This window comes from Citrobacter sp. Cb023 (assembly GCF_030336805.1).
GTDB classification, from domain to species: Bacteria; Pseudomonadota; Gammaproteobacteria; order Enterobacterales; family Enterobacteriaceae; genus Citrobacter; species Citrobacter braakii.
In genome coordinates this window covers 660,730-674,883 of the sequence record NZ_JAOWCV010000038.1, presented here as the reverse complement: position 1 = coordinate 674,883, position 14,154 = coordinate 660,730, and the positions used below count along the sequence as shown (strand labels likewise).

Here is a 14,154-nt window from a genome sequence, read left to right as displayed (position 1 = left end):
TTCGCTTCCATTTGAGATAGTTACATCTTGGTGTTAATTATAAGTAAAATTTAAATGAATAATTTGTATGAAATAACAATTCCATGACTTGCTAAACAAAAAACTGTGAGCTACCCGGCAATAGTGACTCTTTATCTGCTGGCAATTTTGTCAGTCGGGCGGGTTAAAAGATCGTGTAGATTTAAATAAATATCCTATCATTTGTAGTAACGGCAATTACTCATTGAAAAACATACCGTTAACATGGCGTTCACTAGTCGCCTGACTGTTAAACACTATTAACATTAAATTTGAAAATTGATTTAAATCAATGTTTAAAACTTGGTAAACAGCCTCAAAAGAGGTTAAATTGCTGCAGATCAAATTGGTCTGAAAGTGATAAATTAGCTATAAATTGATCACTATCGAAAAATGCAAATTTACCTCGATAAAAACCTGTTTATTGTAAGGATTTTACGGCGTAATATAATTGCGGGATCAATTTGAGTGTTTTATTAACATGTTTGTAACCTTTCATCATTGTCCTTTCTTCAAATGAGAAGAAAGAGCAGCGGCGGAGGGAAGCAGATAAATTTGTATTGGGGCATGCGTGTGACCCTTTCTAACGGGGTTCACTCTCGGAGTCTTCATGCGATGAGCAAGGAGTCATGATGTTAGATATAGTCGAACTGTCGCGCTTACAGTTTGCCTTGACCGCGATGTACCACTTCCTGTTTGTGCCACTGACGCTAGGTATGGCGTTCTTGCTGGCCATCATGGAAACGGTCTACGTCCTTTCCGGCAAACAGATTTATAAAGATATGACCAAGTTCTGGGGCAAGTTGTTTGGTATCAACTTCGCTCTGGGTGTGGCAACCGGTCTGACCATGGAGTTCCAGTTCGGGACTAACTGGTCTTACTACTCCCACTATGTAGGGGATATTTTCGGTGCGCCGCTGGCGATCGAAGGTTTGATGGCCTTCTTCCTCGAATCCACCTTTGTAGGTCTGTTCTTCTTCGGCTGGGACCGTTTGGGTAAAGTCCAGCATATGTGCGTCACCTGGCTGGTGGCCCTGGGTTCTAACCTGTCCGCATTGTGGATTCTGGTTGCGAACGGCTGGATGCAAAACCCAATCGCCGCGGATTTCAACTTTGAAACCATGCGCATGGAGATGCTGAGCTTCTCTGAACTCGTGCTCAACCCGGTAGCACAGGTGAAATTTGTTCACACTGTGGCATCTGGTTATGTTTGTGGCGCGATGTTCGTTCTGGGGATCAGCTCCTACTATATGCTGCGCGGTCGTGACTTCGCGTTTGCTAAACGTTCTTTTGCAATCGCCGCCAGCTTTGGTATGGCTGCTATTCTGTCTGTTATCGTTCTGGGTGATGAATCCGGTTACGAAATGGGCGACGTGCAGAAAACCAAACTCGCTGCTATTGAAGCGGAATGGGAAACGCAGCCTGCACCGGCTTCCTTTACCCTGTTCGGTATTCCGGACCAGGATGCGCAGGAAAACCATTTTGCGATTCAAATTCCTTATGCGCTGGGCATCATTGCCACCCGCTCTGTTGATACACCGGTCATTGGTCTGAAAGACCTGATGGTGCAGCACGAAGAGCGCATCCGTAACGGGATGAAAGCGTATCAACTGCTGGAAGAACTGCGTGCAGGAACTACCGATCAGGCCGTTCGCGACCAGTTCAACAGCATGAAGAAAGACCTGGGTTATGGTCTGCTGCTGAAACGCTATACGGATAACGTCACCGACGCGACCGAAGCGCAAATTCAGCAGGCAACGAAAGATTCTATTCCTCGCGTTGCGCCGCTGTACTTCGCTTTCCGTATTATGGTGGCGTGCGGCATTCTGATGCTGGCAATCATCGCAGTGTCCTTCTGGACCGTGATTCGTAACCGTATCGGTGAGAAAAAATGGCTGTTGCGCACCGCGCTGTATGCGATTCCTCTGCCGTGGATTGCCATTGAATCCGGTTGGTTTGTTGCAGAGTACGGCCGCCAACCGTGGGCGATTGGTGAAGTGTTACCAACAGCCGTAGCGAACTCTTCGCTGACCGCTGGCGACCTCATCTTCTCGATGCTGTTGATTTGCGGCCTGTATACCCTGTTCCTGGTGGCTGAACTGTATCTGATGTTCAAGTTCGCACGCCTTGGGCCGAGTAGCCTGAAAACCGGTCGTTATCACTACGAGCAGTCCACTGTGACTTCTCAGCCGGCACGCTAAGACAGGAGTCGTCAAATGATCGATTATGAAGTATTGCGTTTTATCTGGTGGCTGCTGGTTGGCATTCTGCTGATTGGTTTCGCGGTCACTGATGGCTTCGACATGGGGGTGGGCATGCTCACCCGTTTCCTCGGTCGTAATGATACCGAGCGTCGAATTATGATTAACTCCATCGCCCCGCACTGGGACGGTAACCAGGTTTGGCTCATCACCGCGGGTGGCGCACTGTTCGCTGCCTGGCCGATGGTGTATGCCGCTGCGTTCTCCGGTTTCTATGTGGCGATGATCCTGGTACTGGCGTCTTTGTTCTTCCGTCCGGTCGGTTTTGATTACCGCTCCAAGATTGAAGACATGCGCTGGCGCAACATGTGGGACTGGGGCATCTTCATTGGTAGCTTCGTTCCACCGCTGGTTATTGGCGTGGCGTTCGGCAACCTGCTGCAAGGGGTTCCGTTCCACGTAGACGACTACATGCGTTTGTACTATACCGGTAATTTCTTCCAGTTGCTGAATCCGTTTGGTCTGCTGGCGGGTGTCGTGAGTGTTGGGATGATCATCACCCAGGGCGCGACCTATCTGCAGATGCGTACGGTAGGTGAACTGCATCTGCGTGCGCGTGCAACGTCGCAGGTTGCGGCACTGGTCACTATGGTCTGCTTCGCGCTGGCTGGTGTGTGGGTGATTTACGGTATTGACGGTTATGTTGTGACCTCAGCACTGGATCATCATGCCGCCTCTAACCCGCTGACCAAAGAAGTGGCTCGCGTGGCTGGCGCATGGATGGTGAACTTTAACAATGCACCTATCCTGTGGCTGGTTCCTGCACTGGGCGTGGTTCTGCCGCTGTTGACCATCCTGACTTCTCGTATGGAGAAAGGGGCATGGGCGTTCGTCTTCTCTTCACTGACGTTAGCCTGCATCATCCTGACGGCTGGTATCGCAATGTTCCCGTTTGTGATGCCATCCAGCACCATGATGAACGCAAGTCTGACCATGTGGGATGCAACGTCCAGCCAGCTGACGCTGAATCTGATGACGTATGTAGCTTGTGTGTTCGTTCCGATCATTCTGCTGTACACCGGCTGGTGTTACTGGAAGATGTTCGGTCGCATCACCAAAGAAGATATTGAAAGCAACACCCACTCTCTGTACTAAGTAAGGAGCTTAAAATGTGGTATTTCGCATGGATTTTGGGAACGCTTCTTGCCTGTGCATTTGGGATAATCACAGCGCTGGCGCTTGAGCACGTTGAATCAGGCAAAGCCGGACAAGAAGATAGCTGATGACCAACATTATCGCGATGCAGTATAACGCGATGGACAAGCGCCCCTTGCGGGCGCTTTCCTTTGTGCTGGCAATCGTGTTGGCTGGCTGCATATTCTGGGATCCGTCACGTTTCGCGGCCAAAACCAGTGAGCTGGAAATCTGGCATGGTCTCCTGCTGATGTGGGCGGTCTGCGCAGGCATCATTCACGGCGTTGGTTTTCGTCCTCGCGCCGTACACTGGCAGGGCATTTTCTGCCCGCTAATCGCGGATATCGTCCTGGTTGTTGGTCTGATTTTCTTCTTCTTTTGAATAAGAAACATCCTTAAATATTTATGGGCTTGCATAAGCCCATAAATTTTTACTCTCCGTTTACTTTCCCCCATTCCAAACCACCATTCCCGCGCGTATAGTAGCGAAGTTTGAAAGCATTAACCTAAGGTTGTGCCCTGGAGTTGTGTGCGGTGGCGACACTGGACCATCAGGACGCAACTTAATTGCATTACCGGGATGTAAAGTGAATACAGCGCGATATACAACGACATTCTTGAAGCATCGCGGCGGCAAGAACGCGAGTCACCAGGCGCTTACAAAGTTAAGCGACCGGTGTGAGTGGGCGAAGCCAACAAAGAGGCAGTAAGAATGAACAAGTATATGTTTCGATGGCCGGTTCGTGTCTACTATGAAGACACCGATGCCGGTGGAGTGGTTTACCACGCCAGCTACGTCGCTTTTTACGAAAGAGCACGCACAGAAATGCTGCGTCATCATCACTTCAGTCAGCAGGTCCTGTTGGCCGAACGTGTAGCCTTTGTGGTGCGCAAGATGACGCTGGAGTATTTTGCGCCTGCCCGGCTCGACGATATGCTCGAAGTCCAAACCGAAATTACGTCAATGCGTGGCACCTCATTGGTTTTCACGCAACGCATTGTCAACGCAGAGAACACCGTGCTGAATGAAGCCGAAGTTCTGATTGTTTGCGTTGATCCACTCAAAATGAAGCCTCGTGCGCTTCCCAAGTCTATTGTCGCGGAGTTTAAGCAGTGACTGACATGAATATCCTTGATTTGTTCCTGAAGGCAAGCCTTCTGGTTAAACTTATCATGTTGATTTTGATTGGTTTCTCAATCGCATCCTGGGCCATTATTATCCAGCGGACCCGTATTCTTAATGCGGCTTCACGTGAAGCCGAAGCATTTGAAGACAAGTTCTGGTCCGGCATTGAATTGTCGCGCCTGTATCAGGAAAGCCAGGGGCGTCGTGATAACCTAGTGGGCTCGGAACAAATTTTCTACAGCGGATTCAAAGAGTTTGCGCGTCTGCATCGAGCGAATAGTCATGCGCCGGAAGCGGTCGTTGAGGGGGCATCCCGTGCGATGCGTATCTCGATGAACCGTGAACTGGAAACGCTGGAAACGCATATTCCATTCCTCGGCACCGTCGGCTCCATCAGCCCGTATATCGGTCTGTTCGGTACCGTTTGGGGGATCATGCACGCATTTATCGCGTTAGGCGCGGTAAAACAGGCAACGCTGCAAATGGTCGCACCGGGTATCGCGGAAGCGTTGATTGCAACGGCTATCGGTCTGTTTGCGGCAATCCCGGCGGTTATGGCTTACAACCGACTGAATCAGCGCGTGAACAAGCTGGAACTGAATTACGACAACTTTATGGAAGAGTTCACCGCGATTCTGCACCGCCAGGCGTTTACCGTTAGCGAGAGCAACAAGGGGTAAGCCATGGCCAGAACGCGTGGACGAGGTCGTCGCGAACTCAAGTCCGAAATCAATATTGTACCGTTGCTCGACGTACTACTGGTGCTGTTGCTGATCTTTATGGCAACTGCGCCGATTATTACGCAGAGTGTGGAAGTCGACCTGCCGGATGCGACCGAATCGCAAGCTGTCAGCAGTAACGACGAACCGCCGGTCATTATTGAAGTTTCCGGGATAGGGCAATACAGCGTGGTCGTTGAGAAAGATCGTATGGATCAACTGCCGCCGGAGCAGGTTATCGCGGAAGCGAAAAGTCGCCTGCAGACCAATCCGAAAACGGTCTTTTTAATCGGTGGTGCGAAAGACGTGCCTTATGATGAAATAATTAAAGCGCTGAACTTGTTACACAGTGCAGGCGTAAAATCGGTTGGCTTGATGACGCAGCCAATCTGATGACTGCGTTTTGCTGGCTTGAAAGATAGCGCGTAACAGGCGAACAGTTTTTTGGGAACCGAGAGTGTCAAAGGCAACCGAACAAAACGACAAGCTCAAAAGGGCGATAATTATTTCAGCGGTGCTGCATGTCATTTTATTTGCAGCGCTGATCTGGAGTTCGTTCGATGAGCACATTGATGCTTCAGCCGGCGGCGGTGGCGGTTCGTCCATCGACGCCGTTATGGTCGATCCTGGCGCCGTTGTGCAACAGTACGACAGGCAACAGCAACAGCAGGCAAGTGCTAAACGTGCAGAAGAGCAGCGTGAAAAACAGGCGCAGCAGCAAGCTGAGGAACTTCGCGAGAAGCAGGCGGCCGAGCAAGAGCGACTGAAGCAACTTGAAAAAGAACGTTTAGCCGCGCAAGAAAAAGTGCGCGAACAGGCGGAACAGCAGAAACAGGCCGAAGCCGCCGCCGCGAAAGCGCAAGAGCAACAGAAACAGGCTGAAGAAGCTGCGGCGAAGGCTGCTGCAGACGCGAAGGCCAAAGCTGATGCTCAGGCGAAACAAGCGGCAGATGCCGCGAAGAAAGCCGCTGCGGACGCACAGAAAAAAGCAGAGGCTGAAGCCGCTAAAGCCGCCGCTGATGCGAAGAAAATTGCCGAAGCACAAGCTGCTAAGGCTGCCGCAGACGCTGCGAAGAAAGCTCAGGCTGAAGCCGCTAAGCAAGCAGCAGCCGAGAAAGCTGCTGCGGAGAAAGCAGAAAAAGCCGCTGCCGCGAAAGCTGCCGCTGCTGAAAAGGCTGCGGCTGATAAGAAAGCCGCAGCGGAAAAAGCAGCAGCAGATAAAAAAGCTGCAGCCGAGAAAGCCGCTGCCGATAAGAAAGCTGCGGCAGATAAAGCGGCGGCTGCGAAAAAGGCTGCGGCCGAAAAAGCAGCTGCAGCCTCTGGCGTTGACGACTTGTTGGGCGACTTAAGCTCCGGTAAGAATGCACCGAAATCAGGTGGTGGAGCGAAAGGAAACGGTCAACCGGCGAAAGATAGTGGTACAAGTGGTGCAAATGGCGGTGCATCTGGCGCTGATATCAGTGCTTACGCATCTCAAATTCGTAATGCGATCCAGAGCCGTCTGTATGGTGCCGATTTGTATGCGGGTAAATCTTGCGTATTACATATCAAGTTAGCACCCGATGGTCTGTTACTGGATGTGACCGAAGAGGGCGGAGATCCGGCATTGTGTCAGGCTGCGCTGACGGCTGCGAAAACAGCCAGAATTCCTAAACCGCCTAGCCAGGCTGTTTATGAAAAAGTAAAAGATGCCAAGCTGGACTTTAAACTGTAATAACGTCCCTGAGAATTCAGGGGAAACGGTCTAAGGTTGAGACAGCGTTCTGGTAGTTTTGTGTATTTGAGTTTGTTAACATTCTGCTAAATTATCGTGGGCTTTCCGTCCAGATAAGGGAGATATGATGAAGCAGGCATTACGAGTAGCATTTGGTTTTCTGATGCTGTGGGCAGCGGTGCTGCACGCAGAAGTACGTATCGAGATCACCCAGGGGGTGGACTCGGCACGCCCGATTGGTGTTGTCCCCTTCCAGTGGGCAGGGCCGGGTGCTGCACCTGAAGATATCGGTGGTATCGTAGGCGCTGACCTGCGTAACAGCGGTAAATTTAATCCGTTAGACCGTTCTCGTCTGCCGCAGCAGCCGGGTACCGCACAGGAAGTTCAACCTGCCGCATGGTCTGCGCTGGGTATTGATGCCGTGGTAGTAGGTCAGGTTACGCCAAATCCGGATGGTTCCTACAGCGTTGCTTATCAACTGGTAGATACCGGTGGCGCACCGGGTACCGTACTGGCACAGAACACCTATAAAGTGAACAAGCAGTGGTTGCGTTACGCGGGCCATACTGCAAGTGACGAAGTGTTTGAAAAACTGACCGGTATTAAAGGTGCATTCCGTACCCGTATCGCTTATGTTGTTCAGACGAACGGCGGCCAGTTCCCGTACGAATTACGTGTATCCGACTACGATGGCTACAACCAGTTCGTGGTACACCGTTCTCCGCAGCCGCTGATGTCTCCGGCATGGTCTCCGGACGGTTCGAAACTGGCATACGTCACTTTCGAAAGCGGTCGTTCTGCGCTGGTTATTCAGACGTTGTCTAATGGCGCGGTTCGTCAGGTAGCGTCGTTCCCACGTCACAACGGTGCACCTGCGTTTTCTCCGGATGGCAGCAAACTGGCGTTTGCCCTGTCTAAAACCGGTAGCCTGAACCTGTATGTCATGGACATTGGTTCCGGTCAGATCCGTCAGGTGACGGATGGTCGCAGCAACAACACGGAACCTACCTGGTTCCCGGACAGCCAAAACCTGGCCTTTACCTCTGACCAGGCCGGTCGTCCGCAGGTATATAAAGTTAACGTCAACGGCGGTGCTCCGCAGCGTATTACCTGGGAAGGTTCGCAAAACCAGGATGCGGATGTGAGCAGCGACGGTAAGTTTATGGTAATGGTAAGCTCAGCCAATGGTCAGCAGCACATTGCCAAACAAGATCTGGTAGCGGGTGGCGTACAAGTCCTGTCGTCAACGTTCCTGGATGAAACGCCAAGTCTGGCACCTAACGGCACTATGGTAATCTACAGCTCTTCTCAGGGGATGGGATCCGTGCTGAATTTGGTTTCTACAGATGGGCGTTTCAAAGCGCGTCTTCCGGCAACTGATGGTCAGGTTAAATTCCCTGCCTGGTCGCCGTATCTGTGATAATAAATAATTGATTAATAAAGGAATCATTGAAATGCAACTGAACAAAGTGCTGAAAGGGCTGATGATTGCTCTGCCTGTTATGGCTATTGCAGCGTGTTCTTCTAACAAGAACGCCAGCAATGACGGCAGCGAAGGCATGCTGGGTGCCGGCACTGGTATGGATGCAAACGGCAGCGGCAACATGTCTTCTGAAGAGCAAGCGCGTCTTCAGATGCAACAGCTGCAGCAGAACAACATCGTTTACTTCGATCTGGACAAGTACGATATCCGTTCTGACTTCGCTGCAATGCTGGATGCTCACGCTAACTTCCTGCGTAGCAACCCGTCTTACAAAGTCACCGTAGAAGGTCATGCGGACGAACGTGGTACTCCTGAGTACAACATCTCCCTGGGTGAGCGTCGTGCGAACGCCGTTAAGATGTACCTGCAGGGTAAAGGCGTTTCTGCTGACCAGATCTCCATCGTTTCTTACGGTAAAGAAAAACCTGCAGTACTGGGTCATGACGAAGCGGCTTACGCCAAAAACCGTCGCGCCGTACTGGTTTACTAAGAGAATTGCATGAGCAGTAACTTCAGACATCACCTGTTGAGTCTGTCGTTACTGGTTGGCATAGCGGCCCCCTGGGCCGCTTTTGCACAGGCGCCAATCAGTAGTGTCGGCTCAGGCTCGGTCGAAGACCGTGTCACTCAACTCGAGCGTATTTCTAACGCTCACAGTCAGCTTTTAACCCAACTCCAGCAACAACTCTCCGATAATCAGTCCGATATCGATTCCCTGCGTGGTCAAATTCAGGAAAATCAATATCAACTGAATCAGGTTGTTGAGCGACAGAAGCAGATATTGCTGCAGATGAATAATCTTGGCAGCGGTAGTGCGCCTGCGGCACAGTCTACAGGGGGCGATCAGAGTGGGGCGGCAACCCCTGCACCTGATACGGGAGCTGCAGCAACGTCAGGGGCTCCCGTGCAAACTGGCGATGCGAATACCGATTACAATGCAGCGATTGCTCTAGTGCAGGATAAATCCCGCCAGGATGATGCAATTGAAGCATTCCAGAACTTCATCAAAAAGTACCCGGACTCTACTTACCTGCCCAATGCGAATTACTGGCTGGGTCAGTTGAATTACAACAAGGGTAAAAAAGATGATGCTGCGTTCTATTTTGCTTCGGTAGTTAAAAACTTCCCAAAATCACCTAAGGCTGCAGACGCGATGTATAAAGTCGGCGTCATCATGCAGGACAAAGGTGACACAGCAAAAGCTAAAGCGGTTTATCAGCAGGTTATCACTAAATATCCTGGCACTGATGGCGCGAAACAAGCGCAAAAACGCCTTGGCGCGATGTAATGACCACCATGCGACCAGAAATCGTGTTATTTCTGGTCGTGTCGTGTGATTCCTAAGCAGTTGAGTTATTTACATCGAAATTTTTGTTGCGCTAAAATCTGAAATCAGTAATATATGCCGCCGTTGCCAAGGGATATCAAACAGCCCGAAAGCGGCGAAAAAAGTGGGGCGTTAGCTCAGTTGGTAGAGCAGTTGACTTTTAATCAATTGGTCGCAGGTTCGAATCCTGCACGCCCCACCACTTAATGCAGTATCCAGCGTAGTATCGGGTGATTAGCTCAGCTGGGAGAGCACCTCCCTTACAAGGAGGGGGTCGGCGGTTCGATCCCGTCATCACCCACCACTCGGGGCGTTAGCTCAGTTGGTAGAGCAGTTGACTTTTAATCAATTGGTCGCAGGTTCGAATCCTGCACGCCCCACCAACTTTAACATTGTACTTAGGTGTTAAACGTGAAGGATAACGTTGCTTTAGCAACGGCCCGTTAGGGCGAGACGAAGTCGAGTCATCCTGCACGCCCCACCAATTCTTATATTGGTGTCGAGTAAAGAATTTTCAGGTGACATCCGAGCGGGTCGTTAGCTCAGTTGGTAGAGCAGTTGACTTTTAATCAATTGGTCGCAGGTTCGAATCCTGCACGACCCACCATCCTGAATAATTGAAGCAGTAAACCCCATACGGGGGCGTTAGCTCAGTTGGTAGAGCAGTTGACTTTTAATCAATTGGTCGCAGGTTCGAATCCTGCACGCCCCACCAGTGTAAAAAGGCGCCCTAAAGGCGCCTTTTTGCTATCTGCGATTTATAAGATTCGAACCTGCAGCAGGTTCGGGTCGAACGCAGTGAGACAACGGAGCCGTTCACGGCGACGGCCCGAAGGGCAAGCGAAGCGAGTCATCCTGCACGCCCCACCAGTGTAAAAAGGCGCCTTTTTACTATCTGCGATTTATAAGATTGCCTGATGTCCTTTGCTTATCAGCCTACAGACGACACTACTCGTGTAGGCCGGATAAGACGTCAGACGCCATCCGGCATTCATCACACGCAATTATTGTGACTTTTCTGCGCCAATCCGCTATCTTGTTTAGCATACAAAACAAATCAAACCGAATATGGCGTGCGTCACGCTTTTAATCGGTTATTTCGTTAAGCCAGTGAAACGAGAAAGCAAGATGAGCGTGATGTTTGATCCAGAAGCAGCAATTTATCCGTTTCCGCCGAAGCCAGTACCGCTAAGTGTGGATGAAAAGCAATTTTATCGTGAAAAAATCAAGCGCCTGCTGAAAGAGCGTGATGCCGTTATGGTTGCGCATTATTACACCGATCCTGAAATTCAGCAGTTAGCGGAAGAGACCGGGGGCTGTATTTCTGATTCTCTGGAGATGGCGCGGTTCGGTGCAAAGCATTCTGCCTCTACGCTGCTGGTTGCGGGCGTGAGGTTTATGGGAGAAACCGCCAAAATTCTCAGCCCGGAAAAGACCATACTGATGCCGACCTTACAGGCGGAATGTTCATTAGATCTGGGCTGTCCGATTGACGCGTTCAGCGCATTTTGCGACGCGCATCCGGATCGTACCGTGGTGGTTTACGCCAATACCTCTGCTGCCGTTAAAGCACGTGCGGACTGGGTCGTGACTTCCAGTATCGCGGTTGAACTTATTGAACATCTTGATAGTTTAGGTGAAAAAATCATCTGGGCTCCGGACAGACATCTGGGCAACTACGTGCAAAAACAGACCGGCGCAGACGTGCTCTGTTGGCAGGGGGCCTGTATCGTCCACGACGAGTTTAAAACCCAGGCTTTAACACGCATGAAAGGGCTTTACCCTGATGCCGCGGTGCTGGTGCACCCGGAGTCCCCTCAGTCTATCGTTGATATGGCAGATGCGGTTGGCTCAACCAGCCAGCTCATCAACGCGGCTAAATCGTTACCGCATAAGCAGTTGATTGTGGCGACTGACCGGGGCATTTTTTACAAAATGCAGCAGGCCGTTCCGGATAAAGAGCTGCTTGAAGCTCCGACGGCTGGCGAGGGGGCAACCTGTCGCAGCTGTGCGCATTGTCCGTGGATGGCGATGAATGGCCTGAAAGCGATTGCTGAGGGCCTGGAACATGGCGGCGCGGCTCATGAGATACATGTTGAGGACTCGCTGAGAGAAGGGGCGCTGTTGCCGTTAAACCGTATGTTGGAATTTGCGGCTACACTTCGAGCGTAATTATTTATTTTTGCTCTGGGGGAAAAGATGGACTTTTTTAGCACGCAGAACATTCTGGTACATATTCCGATTGGCGCGGGTGGTTACGATTTGTCGTGGATCGAAGCCGTGGGAACGATCGCTGGGTTGCTGTGTATTGGCCTGGCGAGCCTTGAGAAAATCAGCAATTACTTCTTCGGTCTGATAAACGTCACGCTGTTTGCAATTATCTTCTTTCAGATCCAGCTCTATGCCAGCTTGTTGCTGCAAGTTTTCTTCTTTGCCGCAAATATCTACGGCTGGTATGCCTGGTCCCGGCAAACCAACCAGCATGAAGCGGAACTGAAAATTCGCTGGCTACCGCTTCCAAAAGCGATCGGCTGGCTGGCGGCTTGCGTGGTGGCGATCGGCCTGATGTCGATCTATATCGATCCGGTCTTTGCGTTTCTGACAGGCATTGCAGTGAATATTATGCAGGCATTGGGATTACAGGTTGTTGTGCCTGAACTACAACCCGATGCATTCCCGTTCTGGGACTCCTGCATGATGGTGCTGTCGATTGCAGCGATGATACTGATGACGCGCAAATACGTTGAAAACTGGCTGCTGTGGGTGATCATTAACGTCATTAGCGTTGTGATCTTTGCCCTGCAAGGCGTATATGCCATGTCGCTGGAATATATGATCCTGACGGTTATCGCCCTGAACGGTAGCAGGATGTGGATTAACAGTGCGCGTGAGCGGGGTTCCCACGCGCTTTCTCATTAATGGTATTAATGGTGATGATGTGAATGGCCGGACACGCCCTGATACAGGTGACAGTCCGGCCCATTGCATGGCTGATACTCCATTTGGATTGTGGCGTGTTCAATCTGGTAGTGATGGATAAGGAAATGTTGAATACGCTCCAGCAACGCATCGTGATCGTGTGGCGGGATCACCTGAACATGCAGCGTCATTACCGGTTTTTCGCCCACCATCCAGACATGGACATGGTGAACGTTGCGGACTTCAGGAATATCCCGGCTGAGATGGCGCTGCAGTGCGGCGATATCCAGCGTCAGCGGGGCACCTTCCAGTAATTCATTAACGCTATCTTTTAGCAATCGCCAGGCGCTACGCAGCACCAGCACGGAAACCAGAATCGAGAGAATTGGGTCCGCGGGTGTCCAGCCCGTCCAGATAATAATCAGCGCAGCGATGATTGCCCCGACCGAGCCGAGTAAATCGCCCATCACATGCAGCGCCGCGGCGCGGACGTTCAGATTTTTCTCTTCACTGCCGCGATGTAAAACCCAAAAAGCGAGCACGTTGGCCAGTAGACCCGCGACAGCAATAACCATCATCATGCCGCCAGCCACGGGGCGAGGTGTCTGGAAGCGCTCAATCGCCTCCCAGACGATTAAAATGGTGATAACGACCAATGCGATGGCATTAACAAATGCGGCGAGCGTCGTGAGCCTCAGCCAGCCGAAGGTGTGTCGTATTGTGGGCGGGCGACGGGAAAACCGGACGGCCAGCAGCGCGAAAAGTAGTGCCGCAGCATCCGTGAGCATATGCCCGGCGTCGGCCAGCAAGGCCAGTGAACCAGAAAGTATTCCACCCACCACTTCAACCAACATAAATCCGGCTGTAATGCAGAATGCGAACATCAGTCGGCGGGCATTATTGTCCTTGGGTTGCTCAGAGGAAGTATGAGTATGTGCGTGCGCCATTATGCCATCCCTTTGTTATTCTCATCTTTACTGTATGCCATCATACCGTTTTTGGGATGATAAAATTAAAAAGGAGAGCTATTGCTCTCCCGTTATTAGCTTTAATTTCAGCGTTACTGCGTGGTGCCATCAGTTTTTGTGTCAACATCATTGTTAATGCCGTTTCCGGTCTCAACCTTCTTATTCACATCAGGGCAGCGACCGTCCTTACACATCGTGTTTTTGTGCATCTCATCTTTGGTCATCCCTTCATGGTTCATTGATGAACCGTCCGGGTGCAGCATTGTGCCACCTGAATTCACGTTACTGTTGTCGACATTATTTGGCGCCACGTTTTCGCGGGCGTCTGGGGCGACTTGTCCTGCATCAGCCGAGGAATTTGCCTGACCGTTATTGGACTGCGTGTTGCTTTCAGCAGCCAGTGCCGCGCCGCTGGCGAGGCTGAGTGTAGCGGTAAGGAAGAGTGAAGCCAGCTTTGTCATATGCATAATATGCTCCTGTTAAGG

The 14,154-nt window shown here is 51.1% G+C and carries 15 protein-coding genes, 5 tRNA genes and 1 other RNA gene; 19 read left to right on the top strand and 2 right to left on the bottom strand.

Going from position 1 to position 14,154, the window contains the following annotated elements; all coding sequences use genetic code 11:
* Positions 1–650: 650 nt before the first annotated feature.
* From cydA to pnuC, 19 genes are all read left to right on the top strand, one after another.
* On the top strand, positions 651–2,219 hold the full coding sequence (cydA, locus tag OGW44_RS17070; RefSeq protein ID WP_016152309.1) for a cytochrome ubiquinol oxidase subunit I: 1,569 nt from the start codon (positions 651–653) through the stop codon (positions 2,217–2,219).
* Between the two features lie 15 nt (positions 2,220–2,234).
* Positions 2,235–3,374: a cytochrome d ubiquinol oxidase subunit II gene (gene cydB / locus OGW44_RS17065; RefSeq protein ID WP_016152310.1), complete on the top strand. Its 1,140-nt coding sequence runs from the start codon at positions 2,235–2,237 to the stop codon at positions 3,372–3,374.
* 14 nt (positions 3,375–3,388) lie between these two features.
* Positions 3,389–3,502: a cytochrome bd-I oxidase subunit CydX gene (cydX, locus tag OGW44_RS17060; protein WP_003022970.1), complete on the top strand. Its 114-nt coding sequence runs from the start codon at positions 3,389–3,391 to the stop codon at positions 3,500–3,502.
* On the top strand, positions 3,502–3,795 hold the full coding sequence (gene ybgE / locus OGW44_RS17055; protein ID WP_016152311.1) for a cyd operon protein YbgE: 294 nt from the start codon (positions 3,502–3,504) through the stop codon (positions 3,793–3,795). Before cydX ends, ybgE begins: the two co-directional genes overlap by 1 nt.
* Positions 3,796–4,125: 330 nt before the next feature.
* Positions 4,126–4,530: a tol-pal system-associated acyl-CoA thioesterase gene (gene ybgC, locus OGW44_RS17050; protein WP_003831439.1), complete on the top strand. Its 405-nt coding sequence runs from the start codon at positions 4,126–4,128 to the stop codon at positions 4,528–4,530.
* Complete coding sequence (gene tolQ / locus OGW44_RS17045) at positions 4,527–5,219, top strand: Tol-Pal system protein TolQ (RefSeq protein WP_016152312.1); 693 nt, start codon at positions 4,527–4,529, stop codon at positions 5,217–5,219. The genes ybgC and tolQ overlap by 4 nt, the downstream gene beginning before the upstream one ends.
* A 3-nt stretch (positions 5,220–5,222) precedes the next feature.
* Complete coding sequence (gene tolR / locus OGW44_RS17040; protein WP_003022978.1) at positions 5,223–5,651, top strand: colicin uptake protein TolR; 429 nt, start codon at positions 5,223–5,225, stop codon at positions 5,649–5,651.
* 64 nt (positions 5,652–5,715) lie between these two features.
* Entirely contained in the window at positions 5,716–6,972 is a 1,257-nt protein-coding gene (gene tolA, locus OGW44_RS17035) for a cell envelope integrity protein TolA (protein WP_016152313.1), read from the top strand.
* 127 nt (positions 6,973–7,099) lie between these two features.
* Complete coding sequence (tolB, locus tag OGW44_RS17030; protein ID WP_003022981.1) at positions 7,100–8,392, top strand: Tol-Pal system beta propeller repeat protein TolB; 1,293 nt, start codon at positions 7,100–7,102, stop codon at positions 8,390–8,392.
* A gap of 34 nt (positions 8,393–8,426) precedes the next feature.
* Positions 8,427–8,945 (top strand): peptidoglycan-associated lipoprotein Pal, encoded by a 519-nt coding sequence (gene pal / locus OGW44_RS17025; RefSeq protein WP_003022983.1) that lies wholly within the window; start codon positions 8,427–8,429, stop codon positions 8,943–8,945.
* A 9-nt stretch (positions 8,946–8,954) separates the two neighbouring features.
* On the top strand, positions 8,955–9,743 hold the full coding sequence (gene cpoB, locus OGW44_RS17020; RefSeq protein WP_047415200.1) for a cell division protein CpoB: 789 nt from the start codon (positions 8,955–8,957) through the stop codon (positions 9,741–9,743).
* Positions 9,744–9,908: 165 nt separating this feature from the next.
* Positions 9,909–9,984: transfer RNA gene (locus tag OGW44_RS17015), tRNA-Lys, on the top strand.
* Between the two features lie 26 nt (positions 9,985–10,010).
* Positions 10,011–10,086 (top strand) — tRNA-Val (locus OGW44_RS17010).
* A 3-nt stretch (positions 10,087–10,089) separates the two neighbouring features.
* Positions 10,090–10,165 (top strand) — tRNA-Lys (locus OGW44_RS17005).
* A 148-nt stretch (positions 10,166–10,313) separates the two neighbouring features.
* A tRNA-Lys gene (locus OGW44_RS17000) sits at positions 10,314–10,389 on the top strand.
* A 32-nt stretch (positions 10,390–10,421) separates the two neighbouring features.
* Positions 10,422–10,497, top strand: a tRNA-Lys gene (locus tag OGW44_RS16995).
* Positions 10,498–10,526: 29 nt separating this feature from the next.
* A non-coding RNA gene (locus OGW44_RS16990) (RtT sRNA) lies at positions 10,527–10,652 on the top strand.
* A gap of 258 nt (positions 10,653–10,910) precedes the next feature.
* Entirely contained in the window at positions 10,911–11,954 is a 1,044-nt protein-coding gene (gene nadA, locus OGW44_RS16985) for a quinolinate synthase NadA (protein WP_016152315.1), read from the top strand.
* A gap of 27 nt (positions 11,955–11,981) precedes the next feature.
* Positions 11,982–12,701 carry a nicotinamide riboside transporter PnuC gene (gene pnuC / locus OGW44_RS16980; RefSeq protein ID WP_016152316.1) on the top strand — a complete coding sequence of 240 codons (720 nt, stop codon included), beginning with the start codon at positions 11,982–11,984 and terminating at the stop codon, positions 12,699–12,701.
* A gap of 5 nt (positions 12,702–12,706) precedes the next feature.
* Here the strand turns inward: pnuC and zitB are convergent, their stop codons facing one another.
* Together zitB and OGW44_RS16970 are read right to left on the bottom strand one after the other, a co-directional pair.
* The gene (gene zitB, locus OGW44_RS16975) at positions 12,707–13,648 is read right to left on the bottom strand and encodes a CDF family zinc transporter ZitB (protein WP_019076308.1); all 942 of its coding nucleotides are present in this window, start codon (positions 13,646–13,648) and stop codon (positions 12,707–12,709) included.
* A 113-nt stretch (positions 13,649–13,761) separates the two neighbouring features.
* Positions 13,762–14,136, bottom strand: a complete 375-nt coding sequence (locus OGW44_RS16970) for a YbgS-like family protein (RefSeq protein WP_046275981.1) — start codon at positions 14,134–14,136, stop codon at positions 13,762–13,764.
* Between the last annotated feature and the right edge of the window lie 18 nt (positions 14,137–14,154).